This window comes from Microcoleus sp. D3_18a_C4, from assembly GCF_036702415.1.
Lineage (GTDB): Bacteria > Cyanobacteriota > Cyanobacteriia > Cyanobacteriales > Microcoleaceae > Microcoleus.
In genome coordinates this window covers 1-26,137 of record NZ_JAUBTI010000093.1, presented here as the reverse complement: position 1 = coordinate 26,137, position 26,137 = coordinate 1, and the positions used below count along the sequence as shown (strand labels likewise).

General features: G+C 45.5%; 16 protein-coding genes and 1 pseudogene. 10 read left to right on the top strand and 7 right to left on the bottom strand.

What is annotated here, in order from left to right:
• Window positions 1-141 (top strand): annotated as a pseudogene (locus tag QUB16_RS26870) (photosystem II D2 protein (photosystem q(a) protein)); the annotation flags it as partial.
• Window positions 142-359: 218 nt separating this feature from the next.
• Here QUB16_RS26870 and QUB16_RS26865 read toward each other — a convergent pair.
• Window positions 360-659, bottom strand: a complete 300-nt coding sequence (locus QUB16_RS26865) for a hypothetical protein (protein ID WP_333320887.1) — start codon at window positions 657-659, stop codon at window positions 360-362.
• Window positions 660-1,046: 387 nt separating this feature from the next.
• Here QUB16_RS26865 and QUB16_RS26860 point away from each other — a divergent pair, with 387 nt between their 5' ends.
• The 5 genes from QUB16_RS26860 to cysK all read left to right on the top strand — a co-directional run bounded on the left by QUB16_RS26860 (window position 1,047) and on the right by cysK (window position 7,466).
• Window positions 1,047-1,328, top strand: a complete 282-nt coding sequence (locus QUB16_RS26860) for a 4a-hydroxytetrahydrobiopterin dehydratase (protein WP_333102235.1) — start codon at window positions 1,047-1,049, stop codon at window positions 1,326-1,328.
• 141 nt (window positions 1,329-1,469) lie between these two features.
• Window positions 1,470-3,122: an HD domain-containing phosphohydrolase gene (locus tag QUB16_RS26855; protein WP_333320885.1), complete on the top strand. Its 1,653-nt coding sequence runs from the start codon at window positions 1,470-1,472 to the stop codon at window positions 3,120-3,122.
• Between the two features lie 292 nt (window positions 3,123-3,414).
• Entirely contained in the window at window positions 3,415-5,613 is a 2,199-nt protein-coding gene (locus QUB16_RS26850; protein ID WP_333320883.1) for an iron uptake porin, read from the top strand.
• Between the two features lie 393 nt (window positions 5,614-6,006).
• Window positions 6,007-6,447 (top strand): Rrf2 family transcriptional regulator, encoded by a 441-nt coding sequence (locus QUB16_RS26845; RefSeq protein WP_242716025.1) that lies wholly within the window; start codon window positions 6,007-6,009, stop codon window positions 6,445-6,447.
• Window positions 6,448-6,503: 56 nt separating this feature from the next.
• Window positions 6,504-7,466, top strand: coding sequence for a cysteine synthase A (gene cysK, locus QUB16_RS26840; protein ID WP_333320881.1), 963 nt, complete (start codon window positions 6,504-6,506; stop codon window positions 7,464-7,466).
• A 92-nt stretch (window positions 7,467-7,558) separates the two neighbouring features.
• Here the strand turns inward: cysK and QUB16_RS26835 are convergent, their stop codons facing one another.
• The gene (locus QUB16_RS26835; RefSeq protein ID WP_333320879.1) at window positions 7,559-9,220 is read right to left on the bottom strand and encodes a glycerophosphodiester phosphodiesterase family protein; all 1,662 of its coding nucleotides are present in this window, start codon (window positions 9,218-9,220) and stop codon (window positions 7,559-7,561) included.
• 501 nt (window positions 9,221-9,721) lie between these two features.
• On the opposite strand from QUB16_RS26835, the gene QUB16_RS26830 reads away from it, so the two are divergent.
• The gene (locus QUB16_RS26830) at window positions 9,722-10,402 is read left to right on the top strand and encodes a J domain-containing protein (protein WP_333320877.1); all 681 of its coding nucleotides are present in this window, start codon (window positions 9,722-9,724) and stop codon (window positions 10,400-10,402) included.
• 170 nt (window positions 10,403-10,572) lie between these two features.
• Here the strand turns inward: QUB16_RS26830 and QUB16_RS26825 are convergent, their stop codons facing one another.
• Together QUB16_RS26825 and QUB16_RS26820 are read right to left on the bottom strand one after the other, a co-directional pair.
• Entirely contained in the window at window positions 10,573-12,072 is a 1,500-nt protein-coding gene (locus QUB16_RS26825; RefSeq protein WP_333320874.1) for a cyclic nucleotide-binding domain-containing protein, read from the bottom strand.
• Window positions 12,073-12,201: 129 nt separating this feature from the next.
• A complete protein-coding gene (locus tag QUB16_RS26820) occupies window positions 12,202-12,408 on the bottom strand; it encodes a hypothetical protein (protein ID WP_333320873.1) in 207 nt (68 codons plus the stop codon).
• A 102-nt stretch (window positions 12,409-12,510) separates the two neighbouring features.
• Between QUB16_RS26820 and QUB16_RS26815 the strand changes: the two genes are divergently transcribed.
• Window positions 12,511-13,383 (top strand): 6-carboxytetrahydropterin synthase, encoded by an 873-nt coding sequence (locus tag QUB16_RS26815; protein WP_333320871.1) that lies wholly within the window; start codon window positions 12,511-12,513, stop codon window positions 13,381-13,383.
• 131 nt (window positions 13,384-13,514) lie between these two features.
• Here QUB16_RS26815 and QUB16_RS26810 read toward each other — a convergent pair whose 3' ends face one another.
• Window positions 13,515-14,795 (bottom strand): transposase, encoded by a 1,281-nt coding sequence (locus QUB16_RS26810; protein ID WP_333320869.1) that lies wholly within the window; start codon window positions 14,793-14,795, stop codon window positions 13,515-13,517.
• A gap of 79 nt (window positions 14,796-14,874) precedes the next feature.
• Here QUB16_RS26810 and tnpA point away from each other — a divergent pair, with 79 nt between their 5' ends.
• Together tnpA and QUB16_RS26800 are read left to right on the top strand one after the other, a co-directional pair.
• The gene (tnpA, locus tag QUB16_RS26805; protein ID WP_333320867.1) at window positions 14,875-15,282 is read left to right on the top strand and encodes an IS200/IS605 family transposase; all 408 of its coding nucleotides are present in this window, start codon (window positions 14,875-14,877) and stop codon (window positions 15,280-15,282) included.
• Between the two features lie 317 nt (window positions 15,283-15,599).
• The gene (locus QUB16_RS26800; protein ID WP_333320865.1) at window positions 15,600-17,750 is read left to right on the top strand and encodes a tetratricopeptide repeat protein; all 2,151 of its coding nucleotides are present in this window, start codon (window positions 15,600-15,602) and stop codon (window positions 17,748-17,750) included.
• A gap of 135 nt (window positions 17,751-17,885) precedes the next feature.
• Here QUB16_RS26800 and QUB16_RS26795 read toward each other — a convergent pair whose 3' ends face one another.
• Together QUB16_RS26795 and QUB16_RS26790 are read right to left on the bottom strand one after the other, a co-directional pair.
• Window positions 17,886-19,385 (bottom strand): response regulator, encoded by a 1,500-nt coding sequence (locus tag QUB16_RS26795; protein WP_333320863.1) that lies wholly within the window; start codon window positions 19,383-19,385, stop codon window positions 17,886-17,888.
• Window positions 19,386-19,394: 9 nt separating this feature from the next.
• Complete coding sequence (locus QUB16_RS26790) at window positions 19,395-25,472, bottom strand: AAA family ATPase (protein WP_333320861.1); 6,078 nt, start codon at window positions 25,470-25,472, stop codon at window positions 19,395-19,397.
• Between the last annotated feature and the right edge of the window lie 665 nt (window positions 25,473-26,137).

The window sequence follows — 26,137 nt, the reverse complement described above, 5'->3', positions numbered from 1 at the left end:
GAAGATCCTGAGTTTGAAACGTTCTACACTAAGAACATTCTGCTTAACGAAGGCATTCGTGCTTGGATGGCTCCGACAGACCAACCTCACGAAAACTTCATCTTCCCTGAAGAAGTTCTGCCTCGCGGTAACGCTCTGTAATCTGGGCGAAATATCAAAATTTCCAACATTTTAAAAGGGTAAGATAAAGCAGTTTAGGCTTTACCCTTAATGCTTAAAAAGCTCCTGTCTTGTGGCGGGAGCTTTTTGTTTCCAGGATTCGATCGAATTAGCGCCCTAAAAAAAGTTGATTTTGTACAAAAACAAACTCTGCCTGTACCTAGAACAACTCGTTTCTCTATAGTTTCTGGTGAAGTCTCCTATCTGGCAAGAAATCGATCGGCCTTTCCCAGCCCCCAGAGTGGCCCTGCACCTGATAACCGCACAGCCCGGATTCTGAAGAAAATATAGGCAAATGGCTGAAACTGCGATCGTCCAATTGCTGTAGAGATCGATCGAAGACCTTGCAGCAGCACTAATTTCCCCCGATCTTGCAAAATTCTCAATTTGCCTCCCCCACTTCTAATTTCTTGTGTTATTCTGATAATTGTGACTACTGGAATGATACTCAGAACGCAAGTTCTTTCGGTAACGCTGGCAATGGCTAGCGCACAAATCATCACCTTAAATCTTGTATTTAGGTGATGTGCGTTCCAATATTAAGCCATTTAGCTAAACCTGGAGGTGATGCCCATGATAGAAAGTAGTAAACGCATGGGTCATCAGATTGGAAACTACCGGCTGTGCGCCGGGGCCGCTCACTAGCAGTCAGCCGTCGTCTCCAACGGGAAACGACTTCCACGGGGAACCAGGCTGAGCTAGGGATTCTCCCGGCAGTCAGGTTCTAATCTGAAGACCCGCTAGACCGCTCTCACCTCAAATAGTGTTAAATCTTGAGTAGGAAAACTTGAGACTAAACGCTATTGGTGAGAGCGGATAGTTTTTGGTAGGATTTTCCGCAGGTGGGCTATTAATCTGCCATTGCTAATCCCAAAGTAAAATAAATTATGGCTGACCTACTTAACAATACTGAAATTCAAGAGCGCGCCAGTCAATTGTCAGGCTGGACGGTTGAAGGCAAACAACTGCGCTCTACCCGTGTATTTAAAGATTTTATAGAAGCGATCGCCTTTGTGAATAAGTTGGTCGCCCCCTCAGAAGCCGCAGCGCATCACCCAGATATAGAAATTTCCTACAACAAAGTTACACTTAACTTGACAACTCACGATGCCGGAGGCTTAACTGAGAAAGACTTTGCGCTAGCCCAAGAGATTTCTACGCTAGATTAAAAGAGTGCCCGCTGACCCAACAAGAGTCCCCGCTCGCGGAAAGCTGGCCAATAAAAAATCGACTGGGGGTTAGAATCGGGTGCTAAAAAGTCGAGAGGCCAAACGTTCAATCTATAAAAGGCTATTCCCCATCATCCGACCATGATCGTATTTGAAAAGCCAGAGTTCAAGAACGAGTCTGCTGCAGCCGAAAAAACCCATCTGATAGAAAAGCTTTTAGATATTGGCGCGGCTCTGTCGAGCGCCCAAGATTTGGGCGACTTGTTAAACTTAATTTTATCCAAAAGTAGAGAAATTACCTACAGCGATGCTGGCAGTGTTTACTTAGTAGATCACAGCGACGAAACACCTAAGCTGCTGTTCAAGGTAGCGCAAAACGGTTCTAAACCCAGCCTGTCGTTTAAAGAGTTTGCTCTGCCACTGACAGACAAAAGCTTGGCGGGATACGTGGCAATAACAGGTCAAAGTTTGAACCTATCTGATGCCTACGACTTACCAGCCGGCGTACCCTACCGGCTAGATAGCAGTTTTGACAGGGATATTAATTACCGCACTTGCTCGGTAATGGTACTGCCGATGCAAAACCGACAGGGGGAGACAATAGGTGTACTGCAACTGATCAACCGCAAAACAAAGGCTGATACGGTGCTGACAGCAGACAATGCCTGGGAAGCGACGCAGCCGTATTCGGAGTGGGAAGAAAGGATAGTTCGATCGCTCGCTTCTCAAGCAGCAATCTCGATCGAGCGCAATCAACTCCAAGACAGCATAGAACATTTGTTCGAGGGCTTCGTCAAAGCCTCGGTGCAAGTCATAGAAGCCAGAGACCCCTGTACCTACGGTCATTCAGAACGAGTAGCAGCCCTGACAGTACGCCTGTCAGAAGAAGTAAACACCGTCAGCAGCGGACGACTGCGCTCTATTTACTTTAACAACCGCCAAATTCAAGAACTTCGCTACGCCGCCCTGCTGCACGATTTTGGCAAAATTGGAGTGCCCGAAGCAGTTTTGACCAAGCAGAAAAAGCTCTACCCCGCACAGCTAGAAATCATTCGCCACCGCTTTGGCTTAGCTCAGCGGACGATGGAAATGGAATGCGTCCAGTCTAAATATAAATACTTGCTGGAGCATTCTGCTTACCGAAAACACCCAAGCCAGGAGCAAGAGTGCGCTCAATGCCAGGAAATCGAACAGCTAGACACTAAGCTAGCAGAGGCGAAAACCCGATTAGCAGAATACTGGGAAGTGCTGCTAGAGGCAAACGAGCCTCACATTTTGGCAGCAGAACCCCTAGCTCAACTGCGAGAGATTGCTCGACAAACTTACAGAGATATAGATGGGGCAAAGAAACCCCTGCTGAACCCAGACGAGATATTGCAATTGATGGTGTCGAGGGGCAACCTGACGCCGGAAGAACGATCGGAAATAGAATCTCATGTAACTCACACTTACGAGTTTCTCAAACAAATTCCTTGGACAAAAGATTTAAAAAATGTTCCAGACATTGCCTACGGACATCACGAAAAACTCGACGGCACAGGCTATCCGCGAGGTTTAAACAAGTCAGAAATTCCAATTCAAGCGCAATTGATGACGATCGCCGATATTTACGACGCCCTGACAGCAGGCGATCGCCCCTACAAGCGAGCTCTGCGAACAGAGGCAGCGATGAAAATTTTGCGGCAAGAAGCAGCTCACAATAAAATCAACGCCGATTTGTTAGAACTGTTCGATAACCGCCAAGTCTTTAGCGTTCTCGGACACAGCTTGGATGTTAAAGTCGAATCAGCCTAGACGAGTGGGGCGTGCTGTGCTAAAAAGTAAAGAGGCGATCGGGCGCTATCCAGGGTCAGCAGTCAAATCAATCCACAGCCCAAGTCGGGTAAGGTTTTGAAGCAGTTGAGTACAGGTTAAAAAACAGGCTCTCTGCAGCAGTCAGTCACATCTATATACTCGGTCAGCCCGAAAGAATCAAAAGAAAAAGTGAATTTTAGGTCTCTTTTTAGAGTATGCTAGTTGAGCAACGACTGACCACATAGAAGACTAGAAAAGTTTCTCTGTAATCGGTGTGAGGATGAGAGTGAATATGTCGAAATTTTTGTGGAGTTACTTACTAATCAGCCCAGCAGTCTTAGGAGCTACCCTAGTAGTTTCTTCGAGCGCGATGGCAGCAGACGCTCAGCAGGCTGCTGATGCGCTCAATCCCGCTGCCGCCAAAGCTGAAACCGCTGAAACCTCCGAAGCGAAACTAAATGCTTTAGCTGCTGTTTCCGAAACAACTGCCGCCTCCGAGCCAGTAGAAGAAATTTCCCAAGTCGCTGGCAGCGAAACCCAGGCAGCGATGGCAGATGTGGCCACGCCTGCAACTGAAAGTGCGATCGTCGGAGCCAACACAGCCCCTGCTGAGGCCGAGCCCCAAGCGGCATCACAACCTACAAGTGAATCTTTAGCCGCAGTTGAGCAAACAGTAGCTCAACCAGTAGAAAATTCTGCCCCGGCAGCCCAACTAGAAATTCCAGCCCCGGCAGCTACCGCTCTCCCAGAGCAAATCGGTGCAGTTCAATTAGAAACTCCAGCCCCGGCAGTGGCAGAGTCGGCAGAACAAAGTTTGCCACAACCGGCTGAATCTTTAGCCCAAACTGCCGCACCACAAGAGCAAAACCCAGCCGCCACATTAGAACAGCTCAACGAGTACAGCAGCGAAGGTGCTGCCGGCGGCGAAACTCAAGGTCAAGTCACCTCTGTTTCCCAACTTTCCGACGTGCGGCCCACAGACTGGGCCTTTCAAGCACTGCAATCCCTAGTCGAGCGCTACGGCTGTATTGCCGGTTATCCCGACGGCACCTTCCGCGGCAACCGGGCAATGACCCGCTACGAATTCGCAGCCGGTTTAAATGCTTGCTTAGACAAGGTAAGCGAGCTAATTAGAGGTGGCACTGGCAACTTCGCTACGAGAGATGACTTGGCAGCCCTCCAACGGCTCCAAGAAGAATTTGCAGCGGAACTGGCAACCCTGCGCGGTCGCGTCGATGCTTTGGAAGCTCGGACAGCCGAACTCGAAGCCAACCAATTCTCCACCACTACTAAGCTGACTGGGGAAGCAATTTTCGCTCTCAGCGACGACTTTAGTAGCGACGTTAGCGTTTTTGGCAGAGACGGCGAAAGAATCGGCAGCGACAACAACGAAGCTGTCTTCCAACAGCGGGTGCGTCTCAATTTAAATACCAGCTTCACCGGCAGAGACTTGCTGCTGACCAGGCTTCAAGTCGGCAACGGTCAAAGATTTAACCTTGGGGCTACCAGCGAAGGCACTCAAACTTGGAATTTTGTCGGCAGAACCGACAACGTTGTTGCCCTCGACACCTTGCTGTACAAGTTCCCCGTCGGTCAGCGACTGAACGTTAGCCTGATAGCCAACGCTGGCGTTTGGGACGACATTATGCCGACTGTCAACCCTTACTTTGAAGACTTTGACGGCGGTAACGGGTCATTGAGCACCTTTGGACAGCGGAACCCGATTTATCGTTTGGGCGGTGGCGCAGGTATCGGTTTTGACTATGCATTCGGTGGCAGGGGCTTGCTGGGCGGCGTGTTCGGCCCGACTTCTCTGTCCTTCGGTTATTTGGCGTCAAATGCAGCCAGTCCGGCTAGGGGTGCAGGCTTGACGAACGGCGACTACGCGGCGATGGGTCAGTTGACTTTTACCCCCGGACGCAACTTGCAAGTTGCTTTCAACTACAACCACGGTTACTTTAGCAGAGGTAACTTTGGGTTTGACAATGCTTTATCGAATGGGCCAGGCAGTCTCGGCGGTTTCACAGGTACCGGCGTGGCTAATTCTCTCAACGGTTTGAGCGAGGGCTTTGATGGCTTCCAGGCTCGCAAAGTTGTCAGCAACTCCTACGGTGCTCAGGCTTCGCTGCGACTGAGCCCGAGATTTATCCTGGGTGGCTGGGCTGGTTTAACCAATGCCCGCATTCTCGGCATCGGCGATGCGAGAATTTGGAACTACGCTGTCACCTTGGCTTTGCCTGATTTAGGGAAAGAAGGCAACTTGCTAGGGTTCGTGGTAGGTCGTGAGCCTTACTTGGATAAACTTGAAGCTGCAAGCAGTTTGCGGAGCTTCCGCAACGATAATTCGTATCACGTCGAAGGGTTCTACAAGTTTCAGCTATCGGACAACATTTCTGTTACTCCGGGCGTGATTTGGGTGACGAATCCCAATCAAGATGACCGTAACGACGACATCATTATTGGTACTCTGAGAACTACTTTCACGTTCTAAGAGCGGGTTAGAAGAGGCAGGGGGGTCATACCCTCTCTGCTGGCAACTCTAAAGGCCAAGTTTAGCCCTGTCTGCTGCAGGGCTTTTTTGTTTGCCGGATGAATAGGGCGCCGACAATCTCTTAAAAATTTAAAATTATCAGTCATAGACGCAGAAACCCGGTTTCAGGAGGTAAGGCTGTGGTGGAAGGGGAGGGAGTCGAAACGAGAAACTGGGTTGGTTGAGTTCAGATTGCCGATCGTCCTAACGCTTCTGTGATGAAAGTCGATTAAGTTCAGTGGAAAACCGGGGTATAATAAAAGGTAAAGTTAGGAGTTAGAATTTGGAACTCAACATTGAGGAGAATTTTAACATCTGACTTCGGAGTTGATAATTCTGGTATTTGAAGCAATTATGGTAGAACTCTCCTGTAAAAGCGAATACGCAATCTTAGCTTTGCTGGAGCTTGCCGATTGCTACGAAGAAGGCGAGCCTCTGCAAATTCGCCAGATAGCGGCTCAGCAAAATATTCCCGATCGATATTTAGAGCAGTTGCTGGCTACCATGAGACGCTGCGGGCTGATTCGCAGCCAGCGAGGAGCTAAGGGAGGTTATATCTTGGCCAGGGAACCCTGGAAAATTACACTGCTAGAAATTATCAACTGCCTCGAAGGCTCAGAGTTCGATCGCTCTGAAAAAGACTCGCCTGCTCAAACTGTAGAAAGTGCGGTGATTTGGGAAGTTTGGCAAGAAGCTCGATCGATTGCCAACTCAGTGTTGCAAAAATACACGCTACAGGATCTGTGCGAAAAGCGCAATGGCAGACGGCAGCTCGATATCATGTATTACATCTAGTTAGTATTGCCAACTAGGAATTAAGATTTACTTTCAACCACAAACTGACAAAGATTATGCGTATTGCTGGCGACATTACAGAATTGGTAGGGCGGACGCCCCTGGTGCAACTCAACCGCATTCCCCAAGCCGAAGGCTGCGTGGCTCGGATTGTGGTAAAACTCGAAGGCATGAATCCAGCATCATCGGTGAAAGACCGCATCGGTGTCAATATGGTCAATCAAGCCGAGGCAGAAGGGCTGATTAGTCCAGGCAAAACGGTTTTAGTGGAACCGACTTCTGGCAATACCGGAATTGCTCTGGCAATGGTGGCGGCGGCTAAGGGCTACCAGTTGATTTTGACGATGCCGGATACGATGAGCACGGAACGCCGATCGATGCTGCGAGCTTACGGGGCCCAACTAGAACTGACTCCCGGAATTGAGGGCATGAGCGGCTGCATTCGCCGCGCTCAAGAGATTGTGGACAAAACTCCCAATGCGTATATGTTGCAGCAGTTTCGGAATCCAGCAAACCCCCAGGTTCACCGTTCCACAACGGCTGAGGAAATTTGGGAAGATACAGACGGCGAAGTGGATTTCCTGATTTCGGGAGTCGGCACCGGCGGAACGATTACGGGTGTCGCAGAGGTGATTAAGTCCCGGAAACCCGAGTTTAAGGCGATCGCCGTTGAGCCGGCCAACAGTCAGATACTGTCGGGCGGAAAGCCAGGGCCTCACAAAATTCAAGGTATCGGTGCTGGTTTTGTGCCGCCGGTGCTGAATGTGGATTCGATCGACGAAATTATAGTTGTTACGGATGACGAGGCGATCGCCTATGGCCGCCGCTTGGCCAGAGAAGAAGGACTTTTGTCCGGTATTTCCAGCGGTGCGGCACTATGTGCGGCTGTGAAAGTCGGCAAGCGTCCCGAAAATGCAGGGAAATTGATTGTGATGATTCAGCCTAGCTTCGGCGAACGCTATCTGAGCACTCCCTTGTTCCAAGATCCAGAACTCAATCTGGCGATGGCCCTCAACTAGGTCAGTTTCCGGCCCAAGTCGCACAAACTCAGAACAGGGCGTTACAAAAGTACGCCCTGCTTTCCTTTTTGGCAACTGGTATAATCCAATGCCTACAAACTCACGCCTCTTAGAGAGTCTACACTTGAGAAAGGATAAAGCCGCGTCGCTGCATTAAAAGCTGTATCGGGAAAATCGCTAAACACACCGTCTACACCTAAGCGGTAAAATTGTTCGTACTCCAAAGCTGGATTACCGCCATATTCTGAAGCCAAATAAGTAGGAGATTCATTGCGGAAAGTGTAAGGGTGAACTAATAAGCCAGCCTGGTGAGCATCGGTGATTAAACTATTAGCTGGCTGTAATTTCTTATCTGCACCTTCGACCACTATTGTCCGCTTCCAAGGCCCGATTCCGTCCGCATAGGTTTTGATTTCTGCCAACCCTTGGGTTGTCATTAAATCGCGGTAGGTACGGCGATCGCCACTCACTACAAAATCATAAGGCTTTGCTCCAAAGTCATCCATTAACTGCACCAGGGGCAAGTCTGTCAAGCGATTTAACTCTTTGAGATTCCCCACTTCAAAGGATTGGATAAACACCGGATCTGTGCGTTTGGTATATCCATTAGCAGACAGCACTTGCACTAACGGCTGCTCTAAAGGCAAATTAACTGACTTAAAATAAGTCGGGTGTTTTGTCTCTGGATAAATTCCAACAGTCCGCCCTTTTTCGGCACTTTTGCGCTTAGCTAAATCAATTACTTCTTGAAGTGTAGGAACCGGAAATTGACCGTCAAATGCGGTCCCCCGCAACTCTGGCAACCGTTCTCGCGCCCGCAAACTTTTGATTTCTGCTAAAGTCAAATCTTCTGTAAACCAACCTTCTACTTCTTGACCGTCAATTGTCTTTTTGCGTTTGCGATCGGCAAATTCCGGCCTTTTTGCAATATCAGTCGTCCCCGAAATTTCATTTTCGTGGCGGGCAACTAACACTCCATCTTTAGTGGAAACTAAGTCGGGTTCAATGAAGTCTGCGCCCATCTCGATCGCCAATTCGTAGGCAGCTAGGGTATGTTCGGGGCGGTAGCCACTTGCGCCGCGATGTCCGATAATTAAAGGGCGGCGGGGTAGTGCAACAAAATTGTTTTGGTTAATAGCTTGTACTCCATCTATTGTTGCCAACAATGTGCCGTCTCGGAGGCTGATTGCTGTATTTGTCGCGGTGCTAGTAATCAACAAATCCGAGAATTGCAGTTGACTTTCCAAAGTCAAGCGATCGCCCGCTCCCAAATCAGTAATAATATCAGCACCCTGAGTGCGACGCAACAAAAACGTATCATTTCCGACACCGCCCGTGAGAGTATCTAAACCTTTGTCTCCACTGAGAAAATCGTTCCCCTCTCCGCCTAGCAATATATCATTACCTTGACCGCCCATTAGGGTGTCATTTCCGCCAACACCAGACAGTGAATCATTACCAGAATTCCCATTAATTGCCTCTGAATCAACACTTCCCACAATATTGTCGTTACCGCCCAGCGCCGAAATCCCCCCCAGTATTCCCTTGAGTGAGCCAGGAGTAACGGTGAAATTTTCATTGCTATTTGTCAGTAAAAAAGACTCATATTGTAGCAGTGAAGCTGTGCGAACAGATAAATCCTGAGTCTCCTTGTCTTCAGATGGAGGTCGATCGGTATCTTTGAGGTTGCTGTCGATCGCTGGAACTCCACCCTCAAGGTTGGAAGCATCGATAATTTGCAGTTTAAGTGCCATGATTTTGATTTCCCTGAGTGACTCAAAGATAATTACTTTGACTTTCTGTTAAGGTCACTAAAAAACTATCACGACAAGATTAAGTAGTTACTATCCATTGCTTAATTTTTAGTTATGCAAAGGCAAAAAAAATGATCGGGCGGTTTTCAACAAGCTTGAGGTACTCACCCGCACCAACACGCAATTAGCAATTTGCCAACCGATGAGTATAACGGATTGGAAGGATGTAAAATAGCAACCGCCTTGGCGGTTAATACATAGTAATGGCAGTAGGGTGTTGCTGCGGGTGAGATTTCTCCTAATCGGATGAGATGATAGTAGCGCCCGCCCTACAATAATTTTCCCTAACCCATTTGACGACTGCTATAATTTTAAAACTGAGGTTTTTTAGTTACACTTGACATTTTTTTATGTCAAGTAAATAGCTATTGTCTTAGCAAATTATGAAACTCTTGTCAAGGACTTTTTCGCAGATTATCCAGATTTCAAGGAAATAACAGCGTGTCTTCCGTTATCAATCACTACAAAACCCTAAAGATTAGCCCAACCGCAACACAAGCCGAGATTAAACAAGCATACCGCCGTTTAGTCAAATTATTTCATCCAGACAGCAACAGCGACACAGCCGGTCACGAAGAGATTGTCCGCCTCAATGCAGCCTATGAAATATTAGGAGACGCCCAGCACAGACAATCTTACGATCGCCAACTTTTCGAGCAAACCGAACAGCAATCACCAGTCGCACCAAACGTCAGCCGCCAGCAAACACAAACAGCAAGGGACGCTGACGAACAAATGGAACAGTGGCTGATTAAAGTATACAAACCCGTCAATAGAATGCTCAACAGCATCTTGAAGCCGCTTAAAAAAGAAATAGACGAATTGTCAGCAGATCCGTTTGATGACGAACTGATAGAAAAGTTTCAACTTTATATCGAAACCAGCCGCGAGTATCTCAAAAAAGCTCATAACTTTCTTACATCGATGCCCAATCCATCTAATGTAGCCGGAGTTGCGGCCCATCTCTACTACAGCATCAATCAAGTCGGAGACGGAATAGAAGAATTGCAGCTATTTACCCTCAATTATGACGATCGCCACTTGCACACCGGCCAAGAACTGTTTAGAATTGCCGCTAGACTGCGGCGGGAAGCACAGGATGAATTAAAAATTAAAAGTTAGTTAGTCAAGGAGAGGCGAGAGTGGGAGAGTGGGAGAGTGGGAGAATTGCCCTGTTTGGCCAATGCCCTGTTTGGCCAATGCCCTGTTTGGCCTGTTTGCCCAATTCCCTCAGCATTCATCCGTTACATCCGTTACATCCGTTACATAATCCGTTGCCGAACTTCCTTATTTCAAATTCCAAAAAGAACTTGAATTCGCTTGCGAATTTTAATAAAAGGAGTTTGTCCCAAAGAGTCGCCATCTAACAATCCCAAATCTCTCAAAGCTTGCTGGCGTTCCGACAATTTTTGAGCAATCTGATCGGCTAAGTTCGGCTGTTCTATTAAAAGTTTTTGCAAGTCGTGGCGTTCCACCACAAACAAAATTGCATCTTCGCTAGTTTTAACAGTCGCCGTTCTCGGAGTTCCCAACAGCAAAGATATTTCCCCAAAAAACTCGCCCTCGTGAAGCGTAGCAATATACTGATCGGCTTTTTGAGAAAGAACTTCTACAGTACCCGAAAGAATAATATAAAAAGAATCGCCAGGGTCATTTTCTTTACATACAACCTGTCCCGCTGGAAACAGTTGTCGGTAGCCGTATTCAATTAACTGTCGCAGTTCTAAATCCGTACACTGTTCAAAATAAGTTACTCGCCGCAACAAATCTCGCAGCGTCCAATTATTAGGGGATTTAGACCCTGACTTTTTATGATCGGAAACCGTGGAATTAGATTTTAGTTCTGTAGAATGTGTGGCATTCTGCGGAAAAAGTTTGCCGTTGGAATTATCGTCTTTGTTATTGTGAAAAAGTTGAGTGAACTCTTGGGGGTTTCGCAGCCACAAATCCCGCTGTGGAAAGGGAATTTCGATATTTCGGTGGCGAAATTCGTAATCTATTAAAAAATTCACTGCACTTTTAATAGCATCGCTTTCCTGTGGCTGGTCAATCCAAACTAAAAGTTCAAAATTTAAAGCGTTATCTCCAAAACCGCAAAACCATACTTTAGGAGAAGGATGGGATAAGACATTCGATTCCATCCGCGCCGCAATTAATAGCGCTTCCGTAACTATTACTGGGTCAGAGCCGTAAGCAACGCCGACGGGGATGTGGATGCGGCATCTGGGGTCTTTGTAACTCCAGTTAATAATGTTAGTTTCGACAAACTTAATGTTTGGTATGATTACAAATAGACCGTCAATTGTTTTAATTATTGTAGAGCGGATCGAAATTGTTTCTACTGTTCCTAATAACTTGTCTATTTCAATAAAGTCTCCGACTCTAATTTGGTGCTCGAATAGCAGGGTGAGACCGCTGATAAAGTTGCTGGCGAGATTTTGCAAGCCGAAGCCGAAACCAATGCCGACAACGCCAGCTAAGACGGTGAGAGAAGTGAGGTTGATGCCGGCACTTTGCAGGACGAATATACAGCCAAGAGTTGCTAAAATATAGCTAATGATGGTGGAAATTGCTTCTCGACTGCCGCGATCCAATCCCATCCGAACTAGCAGGCTGCGCTTGATTCCTTCACTGATAATCTTAGCTAGAATGAAGGCAAATATAGCTAAAACTATCAGTTGGACGATCGCACTGATGGACAGATGAGCGTCCCCGATATAGAAGAGGGGGGTTGTCATCGCACCCGACCAATTTTCAAAAAAGCGATCGGCTCGTGAAGTAATCCAATTCATTAATATTTGGTAAGGGGTAATTGGTGATTAGTTTTGAGCGCAACTGAACCGCCAACTGCTAACTATTGCAGAGCTTAGGCGAAAAACTCGAACTGTGGAGTGCCCTGTGTTGCAAAAAAGGTCCATTCCCTACCGCAACGGGCCCGCTTCGCGCGTTCGGGATAGATCCGTTTCACGCACTTTCTCAAAGGCTGGTAACTGATGGGTTAGCAACTGATGGCGAGAAACTGTTTTGTAGCGGTATTTTCTGCCGGATATCTGTGTTGTGGCGTAAAATGGCCCGGCGGCTCGATCGACCACTTGTTGCCAATATTGGGAAAATTGGTAGAAATTCATTTACAGCACCCTCAAATTATTGAAAAATTCCAGCAAAAATTAGTTTATCCTTAAGAAGCGAGTCCTTTACAGAACTTAACAAGCTTACCCTACTTGACTTTTATGCAGTGCATCATCAATCGTCGGGCACAGTTTTCGGCGAGTCACCGGTACTGGCTGCCGGAGTTGAGCGAAGCCGAGAACTTTGAGCGGTTTGGCCCAACTGCCCGCGCACCGGGACACGGACACAATTACGTCCTTTACGTTTCCATGATAGGAGAACTCGACGAGTACGGCATGGTGCTCAACCTGTCTGATGTCAAGCACGTCATCAAACGGGAAGTTACCAAGGATCTCGATTTTTCCTTTCTCAACGAAGCGTGGCCGGAATTTGAGCAGACTCTGCCAACTACCGAAAACATAGCACGGCAAATTTGGCTGCGGCTAGCCCCTCATTTACCTGTGAGCAAAATTCAATTGTTTGAACATCCCGAACTTTGGGCTGAATATTTAGGAAACGGAATGGAAGCTTATCTAACTTTGTCCACTCATTTTAGCGCCGCCCATCGGTTGGCTCGTCCCGATTTGAGCTTTGAAGAAAACTCGGAAATTTACGGCAAATGTGCTCGTCCCAACGGTCACGGTCACAACTATCATTTAGAGGTGACTGTTAAAGGGGAAATTGATGCGCGGACTGGCATGATTGCTGATTTGGGAGCTTTACAAAAAGCCATTGACGATTATGTTGTTGAACCCTTCGATCACACTTTTTTAAATAAGGATATTGCTTATTTTGAGAACGTTGTGCCGACTGCGGAGAATATTGCTGTTCGGATCGGGCAATTGTTGCGATCGCCCGTTCGGGAATTGGGCGCCCAGTTGCACAAGATTAAGCTGATTGAAAGTCCAAATAATAGCTGTGAAATTTTTGGCGCGGATTTAGAAGAAGTGGCGGCACAAAGTCAGCAGCCGGAAGCGGTTTTAGCTAAGGTTTAGAGCTAAAAATCGGGTCTGGTTCACCCGGATCTTTGGCTAATTGTGCAGATTGGTGAACCCGGCCCTACCAGCCTATTGACACTCTCAGGGCTGAAGCCACTGAGATTTTGCTGACAGAATAACTTTAGTTATTACCAAAGTCTGATTCTCGCTACGGTGGTCAAGCACCGTCTACTCAGTCGGTCAAGTTTTACACCTAACTTACTGGCTACTTTTCTTATAATATTGCCCGCACCGTTTAAGTCTGCGTTAATTATAGTTCCATCGGCTGAGCGATACAATCCACGTTTGATTCGTTTTCCAGATGCTTTCCACCCAGGCGGTTTTTCACCATATCTGGGTAGGGAGTCTCCATCAAGAAAGCTAGCTTTGGAACTGTATGCTTCCTCTGTTTCCGTGAACTTAATGCCGTGCAAATTGCACAATTGGCTGAGTCGGTCTTTCAATTTACCCAAAGGCATCTGAACAAACTTTTGATTGTTCAATTTACCCATATCGGCATTAGACTTAAACCCTTGATTCCATCCAATTACTAGATTACCGATACCGTGTTTCAAGCAATGGTCAACGATTAACTTTGCAGCTTTATTAATGCCATTACGCATTTGGTGATTGCGTTTGCGAGTTACGCGGTCTAGCCAGCTATCCCAATACCCCGTGGGCTTTTCTTCTTTCCTGGTCGCTACTTTCTTATTCCATAACTGGTTCATCGCCTTCATGTCGCGAGCATCAATCAAGAAAGAATTTCCGAGTGTATCAACGCAAGCTGCCAAATTGTCAGCAGTTCCCAAATCGATTGATAGCGCTTGATTGTAATCTAAATTATGCTGCTGGCATTCTAATTCGTAAGACATTTCCAAGTAGAAAGCGCCATTTTTGGGAAGGATTGTAAATTCTTTAACTTTTGAGCAATCAATGTTTGATGGCATAGGGAGAAAAATTTCAGAAATCCCAAACCAGCGTCGTACTGTCAAACCCAGAGAAAATCGCAACTGATTACCGACAAGCGCTGGCTTTAATCCTCCCGAATTTGGGTAGGCAACTTTGAACAACTTAGAACCTGTTAGGTAGCCCGGAGGTTTAGGTCTAAAATGCAATTTACCTTCACCGTGTAAGACTTTCAGCTCTTTGAAACTCTTAAACGCTTCCGCTACCGACATCAAAGTTTGCTGCATGGGTGTCGAAGGTAACGACTTGGCAACCATCGACTTAGAAACTGACGACTCAAAAGACAAGTCGAATTTTCCAGTCAGTAGTTTTCCAGTCTTGAAAAACGTCTGGCGAGCGAAATAAACGGCGCTATTGTACAACTTACCGGATTGCCGACAGAGATACTGCAACACGGCTTCAACTTCTTTGGTGGGAGACAGTAATACTTGCTGTACTCCCATTGTTTTTTTAACTTTAGCCAACCCTTTTTCCTAAAACTTAGTTGATTTGTTTAGCTTGGACGAGTATAGTGGACAAGTCAACTCATAACAACAAAACTTTATGTTGCCACTTCCAGAGTATCAGACTCACAACCACGTCAAGTTCTTGCTTAATTACCATTTTGTGTTTATCCCCAAACGCCGAAAGAAAGTTCTGGTCGGCGGCCTAGCGACTAGACTGCGTGAAATATTTTTAGCGCTTTCAATCGAGAAAGGCTGGGATATTTTAGCGTTGGAAGTAGCACCAGATCACGTACATTTATTCGTGGCGGTTAAGCCGATGGATACACCCGCATTAGTTGTTAAATCCTTCAAGGGGCGCTCTAGTCATGATTTAAGGGCTGAATTTCCAGAACTAAAAAAGCTGCCGTCTTTATGGACGAGCAGCTATTTTGTTAGTACCGCTGGTAATATTAGTAGTGAAGTCGTTAAAAAATACATCGAAGATCCACATCATTCTGCTAATTAAGAAAGAAAACGGGGACTTCAGTCCCCGTGTCGCTTCCCACGAGCGGGCTAAAGCCGCTGAGTTTCCCGCATCCCGTATGAATTTTTATGATGATTCCGAGGGTTATTCAACCGGATTAGGCACGAGAATATATTTTTTCAAAAAAGTTCCACAGCCAGAATTATTGGCACTTTTCCTGAAAAGTCAGACTCCGCCCGTATTTTGGAGATAGTAAGTCAGCATTCCTCATGCCAGCTATTCTAACTGCTGAGACTATGAGGTCGATCGCCCGATCGCTGACAACTAAGCACTAATTTCTCCTAAATGAGTTGACGTTTATGCGCGTCTCTAATCTAGCTCTCTTGAGTCTGGCTGCCCTCGCATCCCACAATTTAACTGCTAATACTAGCGCCAATCCTGCTGCACCTCCTATTTCTCCTGAGACACCGCAAGCTAGCAACTTTGTTGATGCCGTAAATAATACTGAATCGCGTCCGGCTGAGTCAATTAGCGAGCCTGAGACGATCGCCCACGAACAATTTTCCCCAAATATTACCGTATCCCGTCGGGCTGAGCCAATTAGCGAGCCTGAGACGATCGCTCACGAACAATTTTCCCCGCGAATTGCTGTCAAATCGCCGACAGGTTTGCTGGTAGCGGCCGCTCAACCCGATGTATCTCCTAGTGCAAAAAGCAAGGCGAATACTCCTGCTGCATCCGGCGATGAACTAACAAAATCTTTACAAGAAACCTGGCTGGCTAAATTAATCGAAACCGGGGCTGAAAGCAATCCTCAAGTTCGCGAGGTTTTCGCTTTTATCTCCCCGTCTAGTGGCAGTGCTGAATCTGGATATGGTTTTAACAGTACCATAACTCTGCTCAATATTTTGCTAATTCTTGGTACTGTATTTCCACCAGTGACAATTGCATTTTTTTGGATGATGCGACGGCTGATAATCAAACAGTTGGTTGCTGATGCCAATAAACGATTGCAGGGCATTGGTGTATTGGAGTCCGAGCTCAGAAATTCTAGCCAACTGACTCAAAAGTTAAAGGATGAATTAGAAGCGCAAATGGGTGCAGCTAAACAATCCCTTGATTTTTTAACTAGAGAAACTGAACTTTCCAAATCTTCCGTCGAGCAAATTGAGACTCTCAAATCTCAATTTATCATGCACCTGCAAGTTTTGCTGAAAGAAGTTGACGAGAAAAAATATCAAATTGTTCAAGAAATTTCCCAAGTTCCCGCAGTTGTTGCCAAAGAAGCTCTCAAAATCGCACCTCAACCGGCCTTAAACAATTCCCAAAAATCGAAAACTGCACCTGCTAACGACGAAAAATTGATTGCTGACGATTATATCAAGCAAGCCGAAGGGCTTTATTTTCAAGGCAATTATGATGAAGCATTAGTCTGCTTGGAAAAAGCTGTTTTAGCGAATAAATTTTTGCATGAGGCTTGGTATTGGCGCGGAAATGTGTTAGTAAAATTGCAGCGCATGGAAGAAGCACTCGCCTGTTACGACCAAGCAATATTAATTAAACCGGATAACTACGAAGCATGGTATAGTAAAGCGAGTTTGCTGGCCAAATTGCAGAAGTACGAAGAGGCGATCGCCTGTTACGAGCGAGCAAGTTCGAGCGAATCCCGAAAATACGCTTGTTGGCACAGTATAGCGGCTTTGTTGGGTCAATTGCAGCATTACGAAGAAGCGATCGCCAGTTACGATCGCGCCCTCGCTATCAAAGCAACCGACAGCGAAATTTGGCACAACCGAGGTGCGATGCTGGGCAAAATACAGCAGTACGCAGCAGCAGTCGAATCTTACGATCGCGCTCTTGAACTCAATCCCAACAGATACGAAACTTGGTACAATCGAGGCAATATGCTGTGGAGACTCCTGGGCTACAGTGATGCTATTGATTCTTACGATCGGGCGATCGGCATCCGGCCGGATAAATACGAAGTTTGGTACAATAGAGCTGCTGTGCTCGGAAAATTGCAGCGATATCAAGAATCGATCGAATCCTACGACAAAGCAATAGCCCTTAAACCGCAGGATTTTGAAGTGTGGCACAACCGAGGCGTAGCTTTCGAGAAACTGTCGCAGCACGAAGCAGCAATTGCCTCTTACGAATCAGCAATTACCCTTAATTCAGAGTGTTACGAAGCTTGGTTTGGTAAAGGCGAATCTTTGACCAAATTGCAGCGCCATGAAGAAGCGATCGCAGCTTATGAGAAAGCGATTGCTATTAAGCCTGACTCCTACGATGCTTGGCACCACTTGGGTACAGCTTTGTCAGAATTAAAGCGCTATGAGGAAGCAATGGCAGCTTACGATCGAGCTATTGCCATCAAACCAGAAAATGCCGAAGCTTGGCGCGATCGAGGCGCACTTGTATCAGAATTAAAGCAGGATACAGAAGGATTTATTGCCGGGGAAAAAGATACTCAGAAACAGCCACAATCCGATGAATCTTCGGACAGTTAGTTAGGTGTTACATACACCGCTACGCGGGCACCCGAATTTTCTTGTTGGTAATTGTGCGCTGTGATGGGCAATCGCAGAAACCCCGCGATTCCCCATCACAGCGCACAATGATGGATGAAGATACCCGACATTATATCAAGCTGACAGCGACAAGACAGGAGACTCCTGCCGAATCGGAATCTCAATAGTAAACTCTGTTCCCCCGCCTGGTGCAGAAATACACCCCAAGCTTCCCCGGTGTTTTTCCACTACAATTTGCCAGCTAATCGACAACCCAATCCCTGTGCCCTTACCGGGGGGTTTTGTCGTAAAAAACGGGTTAAATACGTGGCGACGAACCTCTTCCGAGATCCCTGGCCCATTGTCCACAATTCGGACAGCTACATAATTGTTGCTGGTTATTTCTGTGCTAATCCGAATCACGCTAGGATTCGCTTTAATTTCTTCTAGCGATCTCTGCGTGTTCCACTCGTCAATAGCATCGATCGCATTTGCAAGTATATTCATAAATACCTGATTCATTTCTCCCCCATAACAGTCCACTTCGGGCAGGTTTGGGCAATAGTCCCGCACCACTTCAATCGAGGGGCGGTCTGAGTTAAATTTTAGCCGGCTCTGTAAAATCATCAGCGTGCTGTCCATGCCTTCGTGAAGGTTGACCGCTCTCATTTCATATCCTTCTTGCCGTGCGAAGAGGCGCAAAGATAAAACGATTTCGCGGATGCGATCGGCTCCTAAGTACATAGATTTGAACAATTTAGGCAAGTCGTCTTTGAGATAATTTAGCTCGCTTGCCACGATTTCTGCTTGTATATCTTGAGGCGGATGAGGATAGTGCTTTTCGTAGAGGTCAAGGATAGTGACCAAAGCTTTTGAATATTCCAGAGCATAGGAAAGATTTCCATAAATAAAATTAATTGGATTATTGATTTCATGAGCTACGCCAGCTACGAGTTGGCCTAGCCCGGACATTTTTTCGCTCTGAATGAGCTGGCTTTGCACGTGCTTGAGTTCGTGCAGGGAATTTTCGAGCTGTAGGGCTTTGTGCCGCTCTCGCGCTTCCGATGCTTGCAAAGCTGCTTCTGCGAGCTTGCGTTCAGCAGCCTCCTGCTTGAGGCGTTCATTCGTTTGGGAAAGTTCAGCGGTGCGCTGTTCTACTCGCGTCTCTAGCTCTTGTGCCAAAACTTGTAGGTCGGCTTGCGCTCGCTCGCGCTCGACAATTTGCGCCTGAAGCTTTTTAGTTAGATTTCGCAGATTCAGGTGCGTGATAGCGCGAGCTAAAACTTCTTCGTGTTGAAGGGGCTTAGTGATATAATCAACTCCCCCCACGTTAAAGCCTTGGACTTTGCTTTCTGTATCGTCCAGCGCGGTCATAAAAATGACTGGGATATCTTTAGTTAAGTCATTCGCTTTCAGATTTTGACAGGTTTTAAATCCGTCCATCTCTGGCATCAGAACATCCAACAAAATTAAATCCGGCTGGCAATATTGCACTTTTTTGAGAGCGCTATACCCACTGCGAGCTACCCAAACAGTGAAGCCAGATGCGGTCAAAAAATCCAATACTGAACCCAGATTAGTGGGCGTATCATCCACAATTAAAATGGTTCCTCTGTCTAAAGATTCCCTAGTCATTTTTAGTCCTCATCTAAACTGTTGAACAAATTCTACTAATTTGTCTTCTTCAAAGTTTTTGCTTAATTCAAGCAACTGATTGGCAAAAGGTGCATAACGCATATCTATTGCCTTCAGCTTGCTGGCTCGCTGCTCAATACTGAGGAGTTCACCTTTCATGGCTAAATCGAACAGGACTGCAACTTCTTCCGAAGGGGGAGCAATCAGTGGTTGGTCTTGGATTTGGGAAGGGAGTTCGGTGAAGATACCTTCTGAACTGAAAGTTGTTCGCTCCTCATAAATCCATTCTAAACCTAAATGGTTGCCCAAGCATTCTAATAACTTTTCTGCCAGAATTGGTTTGAGCAGAAAAGCGTTGCAACCAGCCTGGAAAATGCTGTGGGAATCGCCGGATAAAATGCTAGCAGAAGTTCCGATCGCGATCGCATCCTTCAATGCAGGGATTTTTCTGATCCGCCTCACCGCTTCAAAGCCGTCCATGACTGGCATTACTAAGTCAATTATAATACAGTCCGGTTTAAATAACAGCGCTTTATTCACGCAGTCTAGACCGTCCGTTGCCTCCATTAATTCAAACCCAATGGGAGCTAAAAGATTAACTAGGACAGATCGATTTTGCCAGCGATCGTCAACCACTAAAATTTTCCGCCGCTCGCCTGAGAAACTCCTGATAATTTTTTCAGGAGGTTCTTTTTGATCCCTTTCCCAACTTTCGGTAATAGGCAACTCTAACTCAAACCAGAAAATACTGCCTTTACCTAAAGAGCTTTGTACTTTCAGTTCGCCGCCCATCATCTCCACTAATTGGCGACTAATTGGCAGCCCTAATCCTGTTCCCTCTATCTGGCGATCTGAACCGCTGGCTTGCTCGAAGGGCAAAAATATTTTTGAGAGTTCGTCCGGCGCGATGCCAATGCCTGTATCTTCTACTTGGAAAATAAATTTCGCTGTTAGGGATTGGGGATTGGGGATTGGTGATGACAAAGATTGCTGAGTCTCCAGTCTGTCTACTTTAAAACTAACGCCTCCTTTTTCGGTGAATTTTATGGCATTACCGAGTAAGTTGATGAGAATTTGCCGCAATCTTTTTTCATCGGCTTGGACGCAAGTGGGAAGTCGAGTTAGCGGTTCGTAAATCAAAGAGATTCCCTTCTGTTGGGCGCGAATCTGGCAGATTTCAGTAATGCCTTGGAGAAAGTCTGACAGGTGAAACTCGGTGAGGTAGAGTTCCATTTTTCCGGCTTCGATTTTGGAGAGGTCTAGAACGTCATTGATTAGAGTTAGGAGGTGTTCGCCACACTGATGAATGATGTTAATACCAGAAATTTGCTGACTGGTTAAATCTGTGTCTCGTTTGAGGATTTGGGTATAACCTAAAATGCCATTGAGCGGTGTGCGAAGTTCGTGGCTCATGTTGGCGAGAAATTGGCTCTTGGCGCGGTTGGCTGCTTCGGCGGCTTGCTCGGCTCGCTGTCTCTCTTGAATTTCTACTTCTAGGCGCGTATTTTTGGCTTTTAATTCCTCGGTTCGCTCTTCTACTTTGACTTCTAAAGTGTGATAGAGGTTGGCATTTTCTAAGGCGATCGCAGCTTGTCCCGATAGCATCCGCAACACTTCTACCCGCTTCGGGGTGAAAGCGCCCGCAATCACGTTGTTTTCTAGGTACAGGATGGCACTTAACTTACCTTGAGATAGGATAGGCGCACACAAAATTGATTTTGGTTTGTGTTGGGCAATGTAGGGGTCGGCGTTAAAGATATCATCAAGGCCCGAATCATTTAAAACGACATCTTTATGAGTTCTGGTGACGTAATTAAGTACGGAGATAGGCACTAGCCCAGAAGTTGATACTGGTAAAGATTCTAGGACTCGCACTTGATCTTTAGTCCCCGCCGCTTCTATAACAAGTTGACCCTCTTTTGAGAGAATAAGCGAGCCTGTTTCAGCGCCTGCGTTTTCTATCAAAATATTCATTAACTTGATGAGCAAGTTAGGTAGAACAATTTCGCTAGAAATGGCACTAGATGCTTTCATTACAGTTGCCAAGTCTAGCAACTCTGTTTGACCGCCTGAAATGGTCAAAGGAGCAATTGTCATCGTAGGGTTGAAAGGGGTTTCCGTGACTGCAGGCGATCGCGCTATTAATTGCGGGTATTTTTCTTCGAGATGTTTAACTTTAGCTAAAGCTCCCCAGCGCATATAGGCATAATAAGCATCGGTCATGTAATTGCGGGCAATCTTTTCTTTACCCCAGGAAAAATAGAATTTAGCAGCGAGTTCGTGAGCTAGTGCTTCTTCGTTGATGTACTCGTTTTCTTTGGCCAGAGCGATCGCGCGATCGTACATCTCGATCGCCTCTAATTTTTCCCCTAAAACCCGATGCTTTTCAGCCTCGACTAAATAGAATTTATGCAAATGATTCATTGGGGCATAATATGCCCATTTTTGCAATTTTTCTTGATTAGCTTGTACTCGGTTAAGAATGTCGTGTTGCTCGGACTGCGAAGTTTCAGAATACACAGCTAGCCGTACTAGAGAATCGTAGAAATAGAAGATAACAACAGTTAGCTGCCCTGTAGATGCTCCGAAAGAACTTTCTACTTGAGGGATATTTTTTAAAGCTTCCGCGTAATTATCAAACACATAACAAAGCGCAAGTTTGTGCAAGTATAAGTAATGAATTGCCAGTTGGTTGTTAGTTTGCTGATATAGCGGCAGCATTTTGTCTTCGTCGTAAGCTTCCCCCTTTAAATGGCCTAAATTTTGGCTTTTTTCCATCATATTTAAGACGGCTTGCCAACAAATATTGGTATTATTAAGCGCTGTTTCTTGGCTAATTTTATGAAGGGCATCTGTATAAGTTGCTATCTCTCGTTCGAGTTGCATTAGTTGCTTGCCAACAAAAAACGAGTAATGACTCCACACCATGACGGCATAGCCAGCATATTCTAAATCTCCAGTTTCTAGCCCGCCAGAGAAAGCTGACAGGAAAGGTTCTAAGGTATTTCGGACGTGTTCTTTCCAATGTTGAACGGCAGCATACACTAAGTGGCAAGTCTTGGCTTCGATTTCTTTGGCATTTAACTTTGACACTAGACGTAAAGCTAATTGACCGAACTCATAGCCCCGCTCAATATCTCCTACCGCCCCGCAAAGAAGAAGACTGTATACCGCATATGCAAAAGGAGACACAGAAGCATTGCCATATTGAACGGATAAATTGACCTGTTTGCACACTGTTAAAGGCACCAGTACGGGCATCCCAGAATAGCAAGCAGAAAATATACTTGACAAAATCCTGATCGCTGCTAATTGATAAGGATCGGTCATTTCAGGGAGCTCGATTAAGTCCTCAATTCGGGTTCCGCTCAAAATTGCCGCAGTTTCCCCCAGCGCCTGTCCAATATCAGATGGGTTTGGCGAGTCGGGAAACTCTACCTCCAACTGCTTTAAGACTTGCAGCCCCGTATTCAATGCTTCGAGCAGCTTGTTCTGCGCCATATAAGCTTGAATCTGGACTTCGTACACTTTTACTATGTCCAATAGCGTTTTGGCGCAGTTTTGTACTATCTCAACGAATCTCTGCATTCGGTCAAAATCACCACTCAAATATGCTGATTCTGCTGCTTCCTCATGCAGACTTAATGTCAGTTCATACCGATTCTCCCAGCTATCTACCGCTAGCAGAGATAAACCTACTTGCAAATATTTGACGGCGGAATCGTGGGCTGTAGCAGCTTTCGCTTTCTGACCTGCAATCAGATTCAATTCGGCTAGTTCATATTTTTGGGATTCAGTGGTAAGTAAGTCAGTACCATAATTGAGTTGGTTAACTAAAGCGAAAATATTTTCTTTTCGGTCTTCTGGCGTTGTACTTTGCAGCAGCAGTTGACCGATTTTTAAGTGGGTTTCTTTTTTCTGCTCATCTGGAATCAAAGAATAGGCAGCTTGCTGCACTCGGTCATGTAAAAACTTGTAGTCAACCTTCACATCAGTTAAGCTAAAACCGCCCGATTGTTCCTGACTAAATACGAGGGGAATTTTGTATTCATTGCTCAAAGCTAAAATCAACCCAGCTTGAAGTGCTTCCCACAATTGCGCCGCCGTGAGTAAGGATGATTCCTGATTGACAATCGCCAAAACTTCTAAGTTAAAAGTGTTGCCAATACAAGCAGCAAATTTTAATACTTTTTGTGTATAGTCGGGCAATTTGCGTATGTTTCTAGCAATCAGTTCGACAACATTGTAATCGGTGATGCCGATCGCTTGAATTTGCTCAATATTCCATTGCCAACCCCCCTTTGTCCCCCCTTGGGAAGGGGGGATTAGGGGGGTGAAGTTATAAGTCAACAAATCTTCTTGATAGAGAGTTTTGAGGAGTTGACTTAAGAAGAAAGGATTGCCCTGCGTTTTATTAAAAAGTAGAGACGCGAAATTTCGCGTCTTTACAGACAGGGATTCCGAACCGCCAGATTCATTTAAAGTATCCGCAATTAATTCTTCGACATGAACCAGGTGTAATGGTTGAAGGACAATATTATTCACCGTCGCACCAGTTTGGCGAATTTTGTCAATCGTTTGCATCGTCGGATGCGTGGGAAAAACTTCGTTATCTCGATATGCCCCAATCAGCAATAAATAGTTGCTATCAGAATCAGTTATTAGCAATTCAATTAATTTCAACGATGCCGAATCCGCCCACTGCAAGTCATCTAGGAAGATAACTAAGGGATGGTCAATAGTCGTAAATACGCCAATGAATTGTTTAAAGACGCGACTGAAACGGTTTTGAGCTTCAGTTGCCCCTAGCTCAGCTACGGGTGGCTGTTTGCCAATAATTAATTCGACTTCAGGGATAACATCAATAATGACTTGTCCGTTATCGCCTAAAGCGGATAACAGTTTTTCTTTCCAAGTTTGGATTTCTACTTCGCCTTCGGTTAGAAGTTGCTGAGTTAAGGATTGGAATGCTTGAATCAGGGAAGCATAAGGAATATTGCGCTTGAACTGGTCAAATTTCCCCGCAATAAAATAACCTCGTTGCCGCACAATGGGTTTGTGAACTTCATTGACCAAAACTGTTTTGCCTATCCCGGAATAACCGGAAACCAGCATTAATTCGGTGGTGCCACTGGCAACGCGATCGAAAGTTTCTAGAATTTTTTCAATTTCTTGGTCGCGACCGTAGAGCTTTTGCGGTATATTTAATTGCCCTGCTTTATCCGCACTTCCAACAACAAAATTGGAAATATATCCGCTAGCCTGTAGTTTTACCAAGCAAGTTTCTAAGTCAAATTTTAGTCCCTCAGTGCTTTGGTAGCGGTCTTCAGCATTTTTAGCTAATAACTTCATCGCAATCGCTGAAATTTGTGGTGGGATTTCAGGATTTAGCTGGTGAGGGGGAATGGGAGTTTTGGCAATATGGCTGTGTACCAATTCCAGCGGGTCTGTGGAATTAAAGGGCAACTCGCCTGTGAGCATTTCATAGAAGGTAACGCCTAGTGAATAAAAATCAGTGCGGTAGTCAATTGACCGATTCATCCGTCCAGTTTGTTCGGGCGACATATAGGCGAGTGTGCCTTCGAGCAAATCTGGATGGCTGAGGGTCGAATTTTCTCGTTCCAGGCGCGAAGCGATGCTGAAATCAATAATTTTAACTTTTTCAGTGCCTGGGTTGATGATAATATTTTGTGGCTTTACATCTTTATGAATAATGTTATGTTTATGGATTTCTGCTAATGCCGAGACAAGCTGGAGACCCAAAGAAAGAAATTGAATGATTGTGAGTTTTTTACGCTTCATCCAATCGTTGAGAGACTCGGAGCCTGAATCTTCTAATATTAGTGCTAAACCGTTTTTATAGCTTTCTAAACTAATGGCTTTGACGATCGCTTCTACGTTCAAGCTGTGCAGAATTTGATATTCGTGTCGCAAGCGGGTGATGTCAGAAAGAGTGGGATACTCAGCCTTTAGCGTTTTGACGATCGCGCTGGAAAAGTCCGAATCCTTGCGAGCGCGATCGACTGAAGTTCTGATCCCGCTGTGGAGGGTTTCAACGAATTGATAGCCAGCTAAGTTGATAGTCATTGTTATTCTAGCGATCGCAAGGGAATTGAGCGTGAGGTTCAGGCCGGTTTTAAAACTTAATTATTGTTAGAGCTGATTCTAACATAGTAATTTACTCAACAAAAGTTAGCTTAGTTTTTGCCCGGACTTTTCTACAAAGCGTAGAGGAGCCAAGGGCAGCGAGTCAGAATGGCTTTTTCTACCGCCAAAAGTTCACTATCTTAGAAAGGCTATGCTTGCTTTTAGCGGACTATGCCGATCTATCTAGGATGCACTAAAAATATTAAAACATATTAAAAGTTAATAAAGTGTAATTTATTTATTTATTGGCTTTTACTCTCCTTGGCTCCATCCGATTGCACTCAAATCAATATCATTTAATTATATTTTTGTATCAATCAGTAAAGAATATTTAACAATGTTAAAAATAATAAAAAAATAAATTCACAAAGCTTCAAATGAGTTTCAATAATTATACCAAGTTTCTAAAAAAGTGCTACAGTTAGTAGATGTTCTTTTTGTGAGTTACTACCCAAATATAAAGAGCGAAAATGTCAGGAGTTGTCAAGATTGAAATGTGGGAAACAGAATCAGAACTGAAAGCTCTTCGGGAGCATCCCGGTTTTGTAAATGGTTAAAAGTATGATAAGAGCCAAAATTCTTCGCCCTCTGCTATATGATAGAAC